Source organism: Candidatus Eisenbacteria bacterium, assembly GCA_018831195.1.
Lineage (GTDB): Bacteria > Eisenbacteria > RBG-16-71-46 > CAIMUX01 > JAHJDP01 > JAHJDP01.
Genome location: JAHJDP010000099.1, coordinates 75,559 through 91,412, shown reverse-complemented (window position 1 = coordinate 91,412; position 15,854 = coordinate 75,559). Strand labels below are relative to the sequence as shown.

At 54.6% G+C, this 15,854-nt stretch carries 13 protein-coding genes; 6 read left to right on the top strand and 7 right to left on the bottom strand.

Features of this window, described 5'->3' with window-relative positions; genetic code table 11:
- Nucleotides 1-2: 2 nt before the first annotated feature.
- Nucleotides 3-518: a hypothetical protein gene (locus KJ970_17690; GenBank protein ID MBU2692753.1), complete on the top strand. Its 516-nt coding sequence runs from the start codon at nt 3-5 to the stop codon at nt 516-518.
- On the opposite strand, the gene KJ970_17685 is transcribed toward KJ970_17690, so the two are convergent.
- Entirely contained in the window at nt 470-2,518 is a 2,049-nt protein-coding gene (locus tag KJ970_17685) for a prolyl oligopeptidase family serine peptidase (GenBank protein MBU2692752.1), read from the bottom strand. The two genes, KJ970_17690 and KJ970_17685, sit on opposite strands and share 49 nt — an antisense overlap.
- A 159-nt stretch (nt 2,519-2,677) precedes the next feature.
- On the bottom strand, nt 2,678-4,825 hold the full coding sequence (locus KJ970_17680) for a T9SS type A sorting domain-containing protein (protein MBU2692751.1): 2,148 nt from the start codon (nt 4,823-4,825) through the stop codon (nt 2,678-2,680).
- 251 nt (nt 4,826-5,076) lie between these two features.
- Here KJ970_17680 and KJ970_17675 point away from each other — a divergent pair, with 251 nt between their 5' ends.
- Nucleotides 5,077-6,861, top strand: coding sequence for a VCBS repeat-containing protein (locus tag KJ970_17675; protein ID MBU2692750.1), 1,785 nt, complete (start codon nt 5,077-5,079; stop codon nt 6,859-6,861).
- 103 nt (nt 6,862-6,964) lie between these two features.
- On the opposite strand, the gene KJ970_17670 is transcribed toward KJ970_17675, so the two are convergent.
- From KJ970_17670 to KJ970_17650, 5 genes are read right to left on the bottom strand one after another with little or no spacing between them, the layout of a single operon-like run.
- Nucleotides 6,965-8,017: a hypothetical protein gene (locus KJ970_17670; protein ID MBU2692749.1), complete on the bottom strand. Its 1,053-nt coding sequence runs from the start codon at nt 8,015-8,017 to the stop codon at nt 6,965-6,967.
- Nucleotides 8,014-9,471, bottom strand: a complete 1,458-nt coding sequence (locus tag KJ970_17665) for a hypothetical protein (GenBank protein ID MBU2692748.1) — start codon at nt 9,469-9,471, stop codon at nt 8,014-8,016. Before KJ970_17665 ends, KJ970_17670 begins: the two co-directional genes overlap by 4 nt.
- A gap of 20 nt (nt 9,472-9,491) precedes the next feature.
- Entirely contained in the window at nt 9,492-10,271 is a 780-nt protein-coding gene (locus KJ970_17660) for a hypothetical protein (GenBank protein ID MBU2692747.1), read from the bottom strand.
- 54 nt (nt 10,272-10,325) lie between these two features.
- Entirely contained in the window at nt 10,326-12,344 is a 2,019-nt protein-coding gene (locus KJ970_17655) for a TonB-dependent receptor (GenBank protein ID MBU2692746.1), read from the bottom strand.
- Complete coding sequence (locus tag KJ970_17650; protein MBU2692745.1) at nt 12,341-13,135, bottom strand: hypothetical protein; 795 nt, start codon at nt 13,133-13,135, stop codon at nt 12,341-12,343. Before KJ970_17650 ends, KJ970_17655 begins: the two co-directional genes overlap by 4 nt.
- Nucleotides 13,136-13,186: 51 nt before the next feature.
- On the opposite strand from KJ970_17650, the gene KJ970_17645 reads away from it, so the two are divergent.
- From KJ970_17645 to KJ970_17630, 4 genes are all read left to right on the top strand, one after another.
- Nucleotides 13,187-13,330 (top strand): hypothetical protein, encoded by a 144-nt coding sequence (locus tag KJ970_17645; protein ID MBU2692744.1) that lies wholly within the window; start codon nt 13,187-13,189, stop codon nt 13,328-13,330.
- A 129-nt stretch (nt 13,331-13,459) separates the two neighbouring features.
- Nucleotides 13,460-13,813 carry a helix-turn-helix domain-containing protein gene (locus KJ970_17640; protein MBU2692743.1) on the top strand — a complete coding sequence of 118 codons (354 nt, stop codon included), beginning with the start codon at nt 13,460-13,462 and terminating at the stop codon, nt 13,811-13,813.
- Nucleotides 13,814-13,837: 24 nt separating this feature from the next.
- Nucleotides 13,838-14,875 carry a hypothetical protein gene (locus KJ970_17635; GenBank protein ID MBU2692742.1) on the top strand — a complete coding sequence of 346 codons (1,038 nt, stop codon included), beginning with the start codon at nt 13,838-13,840 and terminating at the stop codon, nt 14,873-14,875.
- Nucleotides 14,876-14,966: 91 nt separating this feature from the next.
- Nucleotides 14,967-15,845 carry an SPFH domain-containing protein gene (locus KJ970_17630; GenBank protein MBU2692741.1) on the top strand — a complete coding sequence of 293 codons (879 nt, stop codon included), beginning with the start codon at nt 14,967-14,969 and terminating at the stop codon, nt 15,843-15,845.
- Nucleotides 15,846-15,854: the final 9 nt, after the last annotated feature.

Sequence of the window (15,854 nt, the reverse complement as noted above, 5' to 3'; positions counted from 1 at the left end):
CTATGCTGGCACAATTGAACAAAAAGAAGAATCCCCCCAAAGGGATCCCCTTTCCCACACGGTTCATTCTTCTCGTCATCACCATCTCCGTCATACCGGTCATAATGATCGGACTGATGAGCATCCAATCACTCCAGCATCATAACCGCCTTGTTGATCATTCCATAAGGGAGAGCATTTCCATCGTGACGGCCGAGCAGATCGGAGATAATGCCGGGTTGGAGAAGATGACCACGGAGCTTCAAAAAGATCTCGAGATGATGAACACCTCGTCGAGAACCCAGGTGCTGATCTTGATCGCCACGATGCTTGTCTTTATGACATTCGGCCTCATGATGCCATGGGTCTTCCTCCGCATCGCACCCTTCAGCCGGCAGCTTCAGGATCAGGATTTAGGGGAAGCCCTGTCGCTTCTCAAGACTGAACTGGAGCAGGTGAATGAGTCGTTCTACCGATTGTGTACCAGCGCCTATCTGGAGCCGTTATCAAGAGATTCCAAAAAATCAAACATCCCTTGATAAAAAGCCATCAGGTTATCCAATCCGCCAATTCCGTGGCCCTGGCCCTCGAATTCGATATAGGTGACCGGTTTCCCAAGGGCAGAGGCCGCTTCGACAAAGCGACGGCTCTCCTGGACCGGAACGCGCCAGTCATTCTTTCCATGCGTCAGTAGAATCGGCGCCCGGAGTTTATCGACATGGTTGATCGGTGATCGGTCCGCCAGCTTGGCACGCTCCGTGAAGGGATCGCCCGCTTCGAGCAGAACCCAATCGGGAATATTACAGGAATCGTAAAAGGTCAGGATGTCCGAGAAACCGGCATGGCTGATTCCGAAACCGAAATCAAAATCCTCATTGCGGCCGTTGGTCTCAGGCGGGAAGGTCATGCATCGCATCGTGGCATATCCCCCATGGCTGCCACCGTGAACCCCGATCTGATGGGCCTTATACCCCTTCTCCTTCATCAGCCATCTGGCCGCATAGAAGATATCAATAATCTCATCGCCGCCGAGATCGCCGTCATTGAGGGCTGAAAATTCGGCGCCGAATCCGTCACCTCCTCGGGGTGCCGGGCTGAGAGAGGCTATACCGGCCGCGCCCAGAATATGGCTCTTCTTATCAAAATAGTTTCCTCCGCCATAGAAGGCGGTTATCAGCACGAGCCGGTCCTCCGGATTTTCGGGGGGGTTTTTAGGTTCGAGATAAAAAGCATGCAGCATTCTTTGGGATCCATCCTTGGCTTTATCGAAGGTCGGATAGGAGATTCTCTCGACATTGCAATGGTCAAGTTTTCTCCTCAAATCCTCCGGCATCGAAGCCATCGGGCTTCTCACCACCGACCCATTCTCCCCATTGCGGCGAAGGCCGAACCACTCGAGTCGCAGGGAGGATGTCAGGTCGTAAAGAGAGAGGATTCCCCCATTCTTATAGGCGTCATTGAGATCCACCGAGGCATTGATAACCTCGCAATAGAGCCGCCGGCCGGTCCTAATATCCATCAGATGAATCTCTGATTCATAGGGACGGCGGATGATGATAAAGGCTATCGGGCCATCGGCCCGCATCAAGCGGGCCGTGCGAATATCCTCGTCATAGAAGGTGAGCTGTTTCGACTCCCGCTTCTCCAACTCGAACAGGTAGAGGTTTTTAAATCCGGATTCGGATGAAACATATAGGAATTCGTTTTTAGTGACCCATTCCTCGAGCAGGCTGAATCCGTACCTCACCACCCGAGGCGGGAGTAAATAATCGAAAGACGGATTGTCGAGGCGAATCAAGGCTGGTGTTAAAATCCGCCGATCTCCATCGTGTTGGATCGTGAGAATGACACTGCTGTTGTCGGCGGTGAAAGCGATGTGACTCCAGGTAAACCGATCCTCCCCTCCATTATCGCAGAGAATCTTCCGCTCCGCGCCGGTCTCCATATCCCTGATCCACAGACAGCTGTTGAAAGGCTCGTGCAGTCCGGATCTGGATATATAGGCGAGATAGCGGTCATCATCGGAGAAGGCCCATGCATAGGTATAATCGTTGTGCGTTATCTGTTTGATTTCACCGTTCATGAGATTCAGGGCATAGACATTCATATGTTCATCATTTTTCTCGTCGGAACTAATGTATAGCATATTCGTCGGCTGATGAAACTTTTCATCCCACCAACTCCGTGTTGACCAATCGGTGTCTCCCACCCTGCGTCCCTTTGTGAGATTGATTTCTTCATTCCCTTTTAACTTGAAGATCCGAAGCCACTTCCCCTTCGGTGTTGTCTCAAAATAGAGCAATCGGCCGTCTTCCAGAGAAGCCTTGGCGCCGCTAAATGGATACCCCAGGAGGAACGGCTCCAGATCTATCTCCCGGTCACGGAAGCGCGCATAATACCCATCTTCTGAGGAATCGGTGATCGGCGCGCCGGCAGAGACCATTGAAGATCCCGTCAGTAGAATGGTGAAGAGAGAGAAGAACAAAACTTTTGGAATCAACTCAGAAAACGAGATCGTGGAGAAAAGCGGTCTCTGCATTATGATCCTCCCTTTATCTTGATGGGCTCGCACGAATACCAGAATGCCACGATTTCGGTGGGACTCCAAGATGGAATTGGATGCATTGATCTATATGAAATGGGCGTGGATAAGACGCCTGCAGGGACTATCCGTCTATCCGCTGACGTCTCAACCAGCCTATCGGCTCATAATGAGTTTCTTTGTCTGAATCGAACCTCCGGCCGTCAAGCGATAGAAATAGACCCCCATCGGCGCTGATTCACCTGAGGGCAGGATTCCAGCCCAGCGGATATTGTGTAATCCCGGTCCCATCCGGCCATTGACAAATGTCAGCACGGCCCGGCCGGCAATATCAAAGAGGTCGAGCTTTACATCAGTTTCGGCAGGCAGATAAAAAGAGAGCGTGGTGGCGTTGAAGCTCGGGTTGGGATAGTTCTGATAGAGGATGAGGCTCCGTCCCGCCTCCATAGCGCCCACCCCCGATGTCGTCACCGTCGACTCTTCGCCTTCATTTCCGGCGAAATCGCTCGCTGTGACGTGATAGTAATTGAAGGAATGATCTGAGACATCCATCGTTGTTCCCGTGGTATAACCGATCACAACGGCATCAGGGCCGAGATAGCCGCTCTCGGAACCATAAATCGTGAAGTAGTCAAAATCCGCTTCCGGCGCTTCATCCCAACCCAGCACACTCGAGGACAGGAAGCGGAAATTCGCCGGTGCGGAAGGCGCAAGATTGTCGATCGAATAGCCGCTGTCGGCGGCCGTCTCAAAGAAAATCCGAGGATCCGGGGTTACGGCGCGAAGGAAGAAGGCGGACCAGCAGATCCCTCCCTGCTCCGTGGAGTCGCAGAGAGTTGGAGCGACCGCCTGATAGATGTCATCGCCGTGGGCCGGAACGGTTGCAATATAATCCCAGCCCTCCACGCGTTGATTCGTCTCAGCGGTCTTGTATTCATCCTGCCGCCGGTATATCTCGTATCCATTGATCACCGGCTGCTCGGGACCGTCAAAGGGAGATCGCCGCCAAGTGAGCCTGACCTGCCTGCCCTGATCATTGCCGATATCCTCGATAGACGAGATCCCAAACTCCGGCATGATGTTAAAAGGCATGTCGCTCTCTTCAGAATAATTGAACAGGAGATCCGTCAGCCTGATTTTATAGCCGGATTCCCATGGACCGCACTGGAAGACCACCCAGCCGATTTCACCATCGTTACCGACGGCATTATAAATCTCAGCGCAGACTTCATCGTTATGCAGCAACTCGACTTTGATAAACAGGCCGTGGGAATCATAAATATCCCACCGGATCGTCGCATGATCACCCACATAGAACAGCTCCCCGCCGTTGGGATAGGTCAAGACGATGGAGCCGCAGCCAACGGGCTCGGAGCCGATGAGCGGGCATTCAGTGTTCGGCTCTGTGAGCGGCGCACAGGGTGATTCCTCACTCAAACGATAATCCTGATTCAGATAGTTACAAAAGAGGGGGTCCTCATGGATATTCCCGTTGATTCCCTCCTGACCTTCCAAGCACCCCACATAATCCCCGCCGGCGTTTCCATAAATATCACAGCAATGCAACGCGGCGCCGCTGTCCCACTCGCAGAGGATACCCTCCCCGGAAAAACTATCGGCGATAATCGTATTTTCGAGATAGATCTGCGAATTAAAATAGGCGAAGATGCCTCCCCCGCCGCCTTCCGCATGATTGTCGACAATTGTACAACCCTTAATAATGGAATTGCAGTATTCCACAAAATACAAGGCTCCGCCTTTGTCACCGGAATAATTATTATAAAAGAGGCAGTCGGTGAAGTTCGGGCTTCCCCAACCGACATAAACCGCCCCCCCCATTTGCTCCGCGGTATTTTCGGTGAAAATGCAATTCACGCATTCATAGCAATACCCGTCGTAGGATAGGAGGGCGCCGCCGGCATACCCATATCCGCCCCGAAACGTGATCCCCTCGAGCGTAAACGGCCAGCGTGGAAGCCCCCCGCCGCAGCTGAACGCGAAAGCCCAGTGCGGATCTTCCTGAGATCCTTCACAATCAATAATACACAACTGCGGATTCATACTCTGCGACCGGATCGATAGATCCCGGCATTCGGGATAGAGATCCCGATTCCCCTCACCGCGGAATGTTCCATCCGCCAATTCGATAATCGCCCCATCATCCAAGGCGCTGATCGCCGCCTGAATTGTAGGAAAATCACCGGTTCCATCCGGCTTGACAAGAAACACTTCTCTATCCGCCGCGCCTGCGGCCAATGCCGGCGCCAACAGAAACGCAGCGACAAACAATGCAATGCGACGCATCTCTCCTCCCCCTGGGCGGCGTTCACCCGCTTATGAGATCGCTGTTCTGCACCACAACAAGACTACCACACAGGGTGTAAACAGTCCAGGATCAGATTCTGAAGCTCCGGCCGGGCCGATCGCCGGCGAATGGGTCTTGAAAATCAGGCTGGAAACGTGTTGTATTATACGCAGTCTTCGTGCGGTGAATTCGTCTGCGTTATGAGAAACTCTGTTTCCATAATCTGCATCTCCATGAATCGGGAGGCATCATGTCACAGAATCGCAGCCACCATCAATCCTTTAACATTCTTGTACCGGTTTGTCTTTTCATCCTTGTTGTCATGAGTTCTCAGGCCCTGCCGGCGACTCAGACGGCGCCGGTCGACGCCGCCGATCCGGGCATGACCATCATCAATGTGGAGGCGTCAGATCCGGCGGATGGGGATGGATCTGATAACCAGGCCGCCGGGAACAACCGGCCCGCTCCACCGATGATGCCGGGCTGGCCTCAGACAATGGCGGTTAATCCCATTTATTCCCCTGTCGGTGTGGTTCTCGCAGACCTTGATAACGACGGCTATAAGGAAGTTCTGGCCGGATCCACCGATAATCAGTTCCGCGTGTGGCATCATAACGGCGTCCTGCTTTCCGGCTGGCCGGTGAATCTCGGCGGGCGGATCCAATCAAAGGCCGCCGTGGCCGATCTTGACGGCGATGGCGATCTGGAAATTATCATCGCGGTCTGCTCCGGGCAGCTGCATGTCCGCCACCATGACGGCACGTCGATGACCGGATGGCCTCAGCCCTCCGGCCTGACTTTTGGATTTCTCTCTCCCTTGATTTATGACATCGACGACGATGGACGCCCCGAGATCTTGGTCGGGGGGGGATCGACCGTCAAAGCGTGGGAAGCTGATGGAACGATTCTCTGGCAGGCGCCCGTGACCGGCACTATTTCCGGGACCCTTTCCGCCGGTGATCTGACCGGGGATGAGTTGCCGGAAATCCTCGTCACCACCACCGCGGGACTGCTCTATGCCCTCCAAGGAAGCAACGGATCGGGCACAGCCGGATGGCCTGTCACCTACGGCCTCTCCAGCTCGTATGCCGCTCCCTCGATCGGCGACTTTGACGGCGATGGCTCCAGAGAGGCGCTGGTGGTTGGTTATAATTTTGGTGTTTCGACCAGTATCTTCGCCTACCGGGGCGACGGCACCCTGCTGCCCAATTTCCCGGTCACCTATCCGAGCGCTCAGACCTATTCCTGCCCCGTGCTCGCCGACATCGACGGTGACGGTGATCTCGAGCTTTGGAACGCCGGCAAGATAGACGGTAACGCCTTCTACGCTTGGGATCACACCGGCGCCCTGCTTCCGGGATGGCCGGTGACCGCCGATCCGAATATGGAAGGTTCAGCGATCATCGCCAATCTCGATGGAATCCCGGGATACGAAATCGCGATCGGCGACAATTGGAGCCCTGGTTCGATTTTCGGCCATAATGTCGACGGAACCATTGCCGCCGATTTCCCCATACCCAAGCCGGGTGGGAGCGGACCGAACAGCCCTGAAATCGCCGATGTCGATCTCGACGGAGATCTGGAAATGGCGATGACAATGACGACAGGCGATGTCGCCCTGTGGGACTTTTCCGGTATCGCACCGAATGACGCGATCGAATGGGGCGGTCTCTTCCACGACAACTGGAACACGAGCCAGCATGGTTTCAAAATCCCCACAAGCACATCAAGTGTTTCAGAGACGGATTTGATTTCAGCCCGCGCGCTCCTGCAGGCATGGCCCAATCCGTTTATCGATACGGCGACGCTTCGGTTCCGTTCCGGCGATGGCGATAATGTTACACTTACAATTCATGATCTCACCGGCCGGACGATCCGATCTCTCTCCACCACATCGGCCGGCCCGGGATGGAATACATTGACTTGGGACGGCCGGGCGGCCGGCGGTCAACCGGCTGCCGGCGGAATCTATTTTGTTAAACTTCATACCGCGTCGGGAAGTGAAGGGAAAATTCGTATTGTTTTGATCCGCTGAGATGGAATGAGCGGCGAAAACGATCGCCCCTGAAGGGCGGGCCGGCCGATCGCTGCGGAGACGGCGGTGCGGAGACGGCGGTTTCAAGCGCCCCTTTGTCTCCTTAATGGGCCAGGGATATTTTCCCCGAGAAATCATTATCCCTGGTCCGGATCCGCACGAGATAAGCGCCCGTGGGCAGCTTCCGGCCGCTTCGGCCGCATCCGTTCCAGGAAACCTCGTGGTATCCCGGCTGCATGCCTCCGTCGATGAGCGTCGCGACACGGCGGCCTGACAGATCGAAAATGTCACACCGAACAGCGGATGAGGCGGCGAGCATGAAGGGAATGCGCGTCCTTACCTGAAATGGATTCGGTGACGGGAAGAGGGTCCCGGCGGTATTGCAGATATCATCGATCCCGTCCCCCACATCCGTCCCACAGGGTGTGTAATCGTCGTTGCCCCTGGGCAATAACTGATAATAATCCCACTCACCCTCAGTATAGTATCGCTGCAGGACTCCAATATACCGCCCGTAGCACTCACCACTCTCAACAATATAGGTCGTATCAATATCGGTATTGGCGTAATCCGAAGCCCAAGCCGTATCGGCTGCGCCGATCAGCTCATAGTTATCATCCGCCTTGCCGAGATCCATCGCGCCGATCATCATTTCCTCCGTCACGGAGATCAGCATGCTGGCGTACCGTTCGCAATCCTCCGGATGGGCCGGATAGCGAATATTGCGCAGAGCAACGGGCACAGGATCGGGAATTACATGGCCGCTGGAATTGATGACATGACTGCTGGCAGCGTAATATTGGAGAACCGTGACGCCGGCATATTCGTCGACATAAACATTATCGAAGTCGACTTGATCACCGACTTCAATACCGGTCGGATAAACAGGATAGCCCCGCACCTCAATCGCGGCCCATTCCGTTCCAAGGCTGGGGTCTTGCAGCGTAAAACGCTGTTTAAACTTGTGAGTGACGATACCGCCCACACATCGGACGATTTCTGCATAATGATATGAATTCCAATCATTCCCCGCATCGGAAATTTGAAGCTCGTAGATATTGTATGTCTCTCGATCAGCATATGCGGATCCGGTGAAAAGCCAAGCCATAACGAAGATCGCTGTCAACGCCGTCATCTCTTTCACATAAAACCTCATCTTTGTCGCTCCCCATGATGAGCCTGCTTCAGCCGTCCCCAGGTTGTGAGGGATTGAGAGCCGGCCGTGAAGTAATAATCTGATGTTGTGCGGGGTTGAAGGATATAGGCCCGGCCGCCTGGGATGGATTCTTCAATGACAATGCCCTGGATAAATCCCAAGCAATCACCTGCTCGAACAAAAAATGTGCTATCCGGAGGAACAGCCGGGCAATCCCTATCGGTGCAGAGAACCAGATCAGTATTCGACGAGAGATAATAGAGATCATTTCCCTCGGGAACGGCCCGGCGGATCACGTTTGCGCCGAGGATCTTGACTAGCATCCCTTCAAACCGCTCCGCAAGATCCGGCGGTGCGCTCAAGCTGATGCGATCAGCCGGAATGGCAGCGGCGATGATGGGCCGCCCCGTGCCGGCGACATCGTGTGCGCTCTCTTCATCATAGAGAAGAACTGTCAGGCCCTCTTCTTCGGTGACGAGGAGATTTTGAAACTGCACATCATCGCCTATTGCGAGGGCGGATAAAGCCCCGTGGGGATCCCTCAGACTGATTCCGGCCCATTCGAGCCCCAGCAATGGATCATGAAGCGCCAGCAGCGCCCGGGAGGATCGTTCGGCTGAAACCAGCGCTTGAAGAGCGACCCGGGTTCCGGCCAGGAGAGAGCCCCAGCCGTCCTCGGATGTCGATTCCTGGATATCGCGAATGGTATAGATATCCGAGATGACATAATCGGCCTCCCCCCGGGGCAGGAGCTGGTAATAATCCCAGCCTTCCAGCGGATACAGGTACTCTTGGAAGATCCCGGCGATCCTGGCATACCGCTCACCGCGGCGCACGGCGTAAGTGGGAAAGGGCGGCACGGCCAGATCCAAGTTGCAGTAATCCGACGCCCACATCGTGTGCGTATCATTGATCAACTCATAATTGTCTTCCGCCTTCCCCCAATCCATTTGCCCGACACGGACATTCTCCACCGCAACGAGCATTCCCTCGTATTTCTCACACTGTTCACGATGGGGAGGATAACTCAATTCTTCTACAGGAATAATGATGGGTTCCGGCAGATCATTTCCTGAACTGATCACCTCAAAAGTACTGTAGGATTTGAACTGGGGAATGGTCCCCCCACGGAATTCTTCCACGAGGATATCGTGGAAATCGACACGGTCCCCCACCCTCACCACTCCAAGAGGTGCATCATTCTCGAAGGCGCGGATTTCAATCCCCGCCCAGCTGTCACCGAGCGTGGGATCCTGGAGTGTTATACGAAAACCAATAGTGTGTGTAACAATACCCCCCGTGAGGGATACCCTCTGTCCCTCATAGGCGGACCTCCAGTCCGTCTCTGCCGAGGATTGCTGAATTTCGTATATTGTGAGGGCGTCGGCGGCCGCCCCATGGGGGTGACAGGCCACGGATACAGCGACACAGCCCAAGGCTACCATCCGCTTCATTCCCCAGCCAAACAGGCGCATTACTTGTACACGCTCTTGACGGCACCCCACGTCGTTTCACGCGTCGGCGTGACCGGAAGAACATAGTCCTCAATATCCCGGGGTAGGAGCTGGTAATAATCCCAGCCGTCGTCTGTGTTGAGATACTGCTCGAGATACCCGGTGATGCTGATGAAGCACTCACTCGGCGTAACGAAGTAATCCGAGCCCGGGGGGAGATCGTAGTTCGCATAATCCGAAGCCCAGCAGGTTCCATAGGCGTTGGAGAGCTCATAGTTGTCCGCGTGGCTGCCGAGATCCATGGCGCCGACACAGACATCTTCAAGCTGGAGCAGCATGAACTCCCACTTTTCGCTCATATCGTTGTCTGTTGGATAGGGAATATCAGCCGGTGTGACGACGAGTGGATCGACCGGATTGCCGGAACTGACGATCACCACCGAACTCGTATCGCTGAAGCCGAGCTGCGTGTTTCCACGCGATTCGTACACCTCCACATTGTAAAGATCAATGCGATCGCCGCGGGAGATTCCCGCCGCCATTTCATGCTCATCAAAGACAATCTGCACACCGGCCCAAGCATCGCCGAGCGTCGGATCCTGAATCGCTATTTTTGTGCGGCCGCCTACGAAAATTTTTATGACGACGCCGCCGGTCACATCGACAAACTGATCGACATACGGGGATTCGTAATCGGGCGGCGACGAATACTGAATATCGTAGATGGTGAGCGCCGGCGCGCCCTGGGGGGCTAGGAACATCAAGCCCAAGGCAAGACAAGTGATGCTTGTTATCCTCATGTTGTGATTCCTCCTGGTTGTTTTATGTTTCATACGGCTGCAAACGATTCCCATTTAGAAATCGACCGTTGCGGCGGCGAGAACCGTTCTTCCCGGCGCCGGATACATCGTTTCCTCTTCGTAATCGAGGTCGCTGATGTTTAAAATTTCCAAAGTCAAAGAAAGATGCCGGCTGAGGTGCGTGCTGACGAGACAATCCCCGGTCGTGTAAGCGCCGAGCGTCTGGTGACTGGTTAGCGATTCACTGTCAAAACGCTCACCGACATGGGTAATGACAAGCACCCACCGGGTATCCCGCCCGGCGGAATATCCAATAAGCCTGCCATCCAATTTATTTTCGGGGATGAGATCCAGAGGATCCCCCGTATGGCGGTTTTTTGTGCCCGTGTACGTATAGGACGCCTGAAAATCGAGCCACTCGAAGAGCGGCTTTCTTCCGGCCAATTCAAAACCCCGGCTTTCGGCTGTTTGGATATTGTAATATTTCCCGGCCCGGGCGGCGTCACGATCGATGAGATCCCGAAGATCATTCCAGAAAAATGTTAACTCCCCCTGAAAACCGCCGGCGGGCCTGGCATTGACGCCGAACTCGTACCGCCGGGTGATCTCAGGTCGAAGATCCCTGTTCCCGGAACGGTCGCCCCATAACTGGCTCAGGGTGGGAAAACGCGATCCCTGTCCAGTGGACGCGGAAAGACTCCAGATAGATTCGAGTTCAAGCGTCATTCCGGCGGAGAAGCCGGGGATCTGATCGACATCTTTCATATGATTATGAATCATGAAATTGTCGGAGATGCCGCACGAACCCCAAAGATTGTCGGTGATCCTGCCATGGTGTTCAGCGCTGAGCGATCCGGTGACTTGATGGTGGTAAAGCCACGGTTCCTCGGGATTCATCCGCTTTTTGATTTGATCCTCACGCAGATTCAACCCGTAGGTTCCATGCAGGCGCGTTGACCACTGATGTTCGAGGGAGGCGATACCGCCGACATCCCAATTGCGGTGTGTGCTGTTGTAAAAAACAGCCGCCGGGTCATACGAAGCGTCCTCATAATCGACAAGCGTATTGATAAAGACATCCCCGTAGGCCTTCGCTTCCAGATAAGTATGCGGCCGAATCTGCCGCCTCATCGTCACGTCGGCGAAAGTGCGCACCCAATCGGTGAATCTCCAATACCGCTCCTCGTCGACGGCGGCGGGAACGCCCTTCTCAATCGTATGATAGCCGCAGGAGAAGGCGAGGTCGGTCCTGGCCCCCGCCGAATAACCGACCTTTCCGAATAGATCGTACTCGGTGTAATCGCTGTTATCGCGGAAACCACCATCCTCCATGCCCATATAACCGATAGGCTTAAAACTCCGGGGCATCACCGATCCATCGCTCCCCCCACCACGGAAGCTGACATAGATATCCCAATCGCCGAGGATCCTTCCATGTGTGAGCAGGGCTTCGCCGGTATCATGATTACCCGCCAGGAAGCGAAAACGCGTGCCCGGATGATCCTTCCCCCGGGCCGTGACAAAGTTCACGACGCCGCCCATCACGTTGGGGCCGTAGGTGACACTTGTCGGTCCGCGAACAACCATGATTTTTTCGAGCTTGTCGAGACTCATCGAAGAAATGTTGAAGGTGCCGTAATAGGGAAGGTTCACCGGACGGCCGTCGACCATGATCGACACCCGGCGGGAATCGAAACCGCGGATGGTGATGCTCGATTCATCCTTGCGCCCCGAGCTGACCCCGACGCCCGGGACCGACTTCAAAACCTCCCCCGCGGAGTATCCTGGTTGCGCGGCGATATCTTCAGATGCAACGACCTCGGTGCGGGCATGATGCCCCTCCCGCCAGCGGTCACCGGTAACAATGATCTCCCCGAGATAGAGATAGGCATCGAGAGAATCCGACCAGGCCGCGGACCGGGCCCGCCAGGGGGGAACGATCGGTTTCGAGGCAAAGCCGTTCTCGTCGGGCTTTTTCTCAGACTCATCCGCTGTTGTCCCGGAAACTGCGGCGCTGGCCGTCAGGAGAATCGCCAGAGAAACGATCGTGAGAAAACCCCCTGTTTTCATCACTTCGCCTCCATCCGGATCGATTTCGGCTCACTGATTTGATAGGTGGGACCGAGCGCCTCGAGCATGACGACACTATCGGATTCCAAGACATAGTAGGTCGCGCTCATTTCCTCCCAGGTGAGCAGCCGGGGAAGCGATTCATTCTCCCGTGATAGAACACGGTAAAGAAAACTCTCATAAACAATATCAGCCGGGGCGGCGGAGATCACAACATTAGCCAGTGTCAGGCCTTCCTCCCCGGCCTGTTGATAAGCGTCAGGAATGATCTCAGCATCGAGTTCGCGAAGCGTTGCCAGCTTTCGGCCGCCGCTCCACTGAACATCAATCGAACGGAGCAGCTGAACCTGGATAAGCCATTTAACATTGTGGCCGTTGCGAAGCTCCGGATCCCGCTCGGTATCAAAATCAACGCGAATGTCGGCAAGATCGAGATAACCGTACTGGAGTTGAGCCCACGTATTGTCGCCGTATCCCTTGCCTGGCATGTTGGGATAAAAACCATCCGTCCCAATGAAGCGGTAGCCATAAAGGTCGGGTTTGACGACGGCATCTTCGCCGACAAGCTCCCGCAACGGAAGGGCGGGGCGATTTTGATGCGTCGTCGGAGTGAAATCATCGAAGATTCGGAGAACCGTTTCATGCGGTGTAACAACTTCAATGCCCTCTCCAAATTCGATCGAAGCGGTGGGACCCGCCGACTCCGACAGATACGAATCCTTCCCACAACCCGAAAAAAACAGCAGGAGAAGGAAGATCCTCATTTGAGGGCGGAGGTGGTTCGGGCGCGGCATTCCCTATCTCCGGTTCGGCAATCTTTTTGTTGAGTTGATTCTGCTTAATTTATGTCACCTGTGGCATATTACACAAAGCCGCCGGACGGAGTCAACGCCTGGAATCTGTCGTGGAACCGAGGAGACCGCGGGGTCCGGGCCGTTGTGGGACCGGGGGCATCGGGGCGGATCGACCGGGATCGCATCGGGGTCTGATTTCTAACTAATTGCAAACATTACAGTTAGAAAATTATCATCGAAAACGGAATTTTTTATTGAATGTGTGTAGTAAGTACTACATACTATACATAACAAAGAAATGAGACCAAGAAGCGAGGTGGTGAGATGGATCAATTCGGCCCCTACATCAGAGCAGTCCGGGAACGGCTCAAGGAGAGTGATCGATCTTACTCGGTCCGGCAGGTCGCCGTCCGAGTCGGTCTGGAGCCCTCCTACCTGAGCAAGATCGAGCGCAGTGAGCAGCCCCCCCCCTCCGAACTCAAGATTCGCGCGCTGGCTCGCGACCTCAAGGAGGATCCGGACGTTCTCCTGGCCCTGGCCGGAAAGGTTTCGCGTGATCTACAGGAGATCATCAGGAAACGGCCGGTTCTTTTTGGCGAATTGATTCGCGAGTTGAAGAGGTTGCCCGATCAATCCGTGATTCGATTGGCGCGCGAAGTGCGGGACGGTGAATGGTAGCCGTCCACATAAGGAGACAGAGTGATGATCGAACTTAAAAATGATGCCTTAAACTTCACCTTTCCGAAAGTACACCCACAAGCAAGTCTACACTTTAACTTTCAGAGAACCCTGCGGATACCGGATGACGGCAGCGCCTATTCCCTCCCGCCGGGGCTGGGTTCCTTCCCCCTTCGGCATGTCGATGACTATGCCAAGAATGTGCCCGCTCAGTGGATCAAATTCGGGGGAGTCATTCTTCCCATGTACCAATCGGAAGCGATGTGGCTGAGTTTTGGTTCGGAGTATGTGGAAGATCATGGCGCCGCCTATCCCTTCGCCATAAAAGTGGCGGCGGGAAAAATCGACGCCGTAACGGGCAAAGAATGGACAAACGCGATCCATAAGAAACCGCAGGATTATATGGTCGCTCCTCCGCAACCCTGGCTTGACGGGTATTGCATCGAAAAGGGGATCATCCGTCAGTTTGTGGCCATGCCCCTTGGATCGGGTTTCAGCGCCGAAGAACAAATCACCGGAAAGGGTGAATACGGCGGACTCCAGATCATTGTTTATCCGATGAAGCGCGAGGTATTCGAGAAACGATTCCCGAAGATCCGTCTTGCGAAGATGATGCGGGCCTCCATGGCCGAACCCTTGTGCGAATGTCTCTCAGCGCCGTTACCCAACATGGGTCTTGCGCCCGGCGGCCGGATGGAACAAGAGATTTATGATGACCCCTTCGATTTTGAGGATTGGGATACAGCTCAGGCCAGCCGGTGTTTTGTCCACATCTCCAATTCCTTGGTTTGGCGGGCCATAACAGGCGAACAACCGCCATCAACACCGCTCACAGCGCGTGAGTATACCGATGCCGGATATCCCTGGTTCAGCTACTACGATGATGCCGCGACGGCGATGGAAGGCGCGGAGATTCTGAAGAAGCTTAAAAGTGTGATGGAGATGGGCCGTTCCAAGGGCGATAATCCCTTGCCGGAAAACGAATCGGTCACCCCAGACCGGATTATTCAATTGCGAAACAAGCTCAAGAAGGATCAAGTCCGGGAAGGAGAATGGGTTTAGATACAAACACGCCGCGGATCGCTCGATCTCCCTTGACAGGAGCTATCAATATGATATCATATTGATGTCACTCAAAAAAAGGAGATCCATCATGGCATCTGAAAAAACTCACTCCCCGCAATCCGGGTACGCAATGCTGTTCCTGGCGATTCTTCTTCTTGCTGCCGGCGTCTTCTGTCTGATTCAGGGGATTCGGACGGAAAACGGCTTTCTGATCATCGGGGTCGTCGGATGCTTCATCGTCGGCCTCCTGACCATGACCGGCCTCTTTGTCATCAATCCCAATGATTCCAGGGTGCTGGTTCTCTTTGGAACCTATAAGGGAACGGTGAAGAAGAACGGCTTCTTCTGGGCCAATCCCTTTCTGACAAAAAAGAGGATTACCCTGAGGGCAAGAAACCTGAACAGCGAGCATATCAAGGTCAATGATAAGGCCGGAAACCCGATCGAAATCGCCGCGGTCGTCGTCTGGCAGGTCGAAGACACCTTCCAAGCCTCTTTTGAGGTCGATGATTTTGAACACTATGTCGTTGTACAGAGCGAGGCCGCTATCCGGCACCTCGCCGGCTCCTATCCCTACGACACCTTCGGAGATGATGACGAGGAAACGCTGACGCTCCGGGCGGGCAAAGAGCAGGTCAATGATGTCCTCGAGCAGGAATTGAGCGAGCGCTTCGAACGGGCCGGTATCAATGTCATCGAGGCCCGGCTCAGCCACCTCGCTTATGCTCCGGAAATCGCTGAAGCGATGCTGCGCCGTCAGCAGGCTGTCGCGGTGGTTGCCGCGCGGACCCAGATTGTCGAGGGCGCTGTGAGTATGGTCGAGCTTGCCCTCGAGAAACTATCGGAAAAGAAGGTAGTGGAGATGGATGAAGAGAGGAAAGCGGCTATGGTCAGCAACCTGCTTGTTGTACTCTGCAGTGAGTCATCCGCCACTCCGGTCGTGAACACGGGTACGCTTTACCAGTAGCCGCAGGAT

Excerpts from the sequence above, each read along its gene's own strand:
- KJ970_17665 (MBU2692748.1), bottom strand. The coding sequence starts at position 9,471 with ATGAAGCGGATGGTAGCCTTGGGCTGTGTCGCTGTATCCGTGGCCTGT.
- KJ970_17685 (MBU2692752.1), bottom strand. The coding sequence starts at position 2,518 with ATGCAGAGACCGCTTTTCTCCACGATCTCGTTTTCTGAGTTGATTCCA.
- KJ970_17650 (MBU2692745.1), bottom strand. The coding sequence starts at position 13,135 with ATGCCGCGCCCGAACCACCTCCGCCCTCAAATGAGGATCTTCCTTCTC.
- KJ970_17630 (MBU2692741.1), top strand. The coding sequence starts at position 14,967 with ATGGCATCTGAAAAAACTCACTCCCCGCAATCCGGGTACGCAATGCTG.
- KJ970_17690 (MBU2692753.1), top strand. The coding sequence starts at position 3 with ATGCTGGCACAATTGAACAAAAAGAAGAATCCCCCCAAAGGGATCCCC.
- KJ970_17670 (MBU2692749.1), bottom strand. The coding sequence starts at position 8,017 with ATGAGGTTTTATGTGAAAGAGATGACGGCGTTGACAGCGATCTTCGTT.
- KJ970_17660 (MBU2692747.1), bottom strand. The coding sequence starts at position 10,271 with ATGAGGATAACAAGCATCACTTGTCTTGCCTTGGGCTTGATGTTCCTA.
- KJ970_17680 (MBU2692751.1), bottom strand. The coding sequence starts at position 4,825 with ATGCGTCGCATTGCATTGTTTGTCGCTGCGTTTCTGTTGGCGCCGGCA.
- KJ970_17635 (MBU2692742.1), top strand. The coding sequence starts at position 13,838 with ATGATCGAACTTAAAAATGATGCCTTAAACTTCACCTTTCCGAAAGTA.
- KJ970_17645 (MBU2692744.1), top strand. The coding sequence starts at position 13,187 with ATGTCACCTGTGGCATATTACACAAAGCCGCCGGACGGAGTCAACGCC.
- KJ970_17640 (MBU2692743.1), top strand. The coding sequence starts at position 13,460 with ATGGATCAATTCGGCCCCTACATCAGAGCAGTCCGGGAACGGCTCAAG.
- KJ970_17675 (MBU2692750.1), top strand. The coding sequence starts at position 5,077 with ATGTCACAGAATCGCAGCCACCATCAATCCTTTAACATTCTTGTACCG.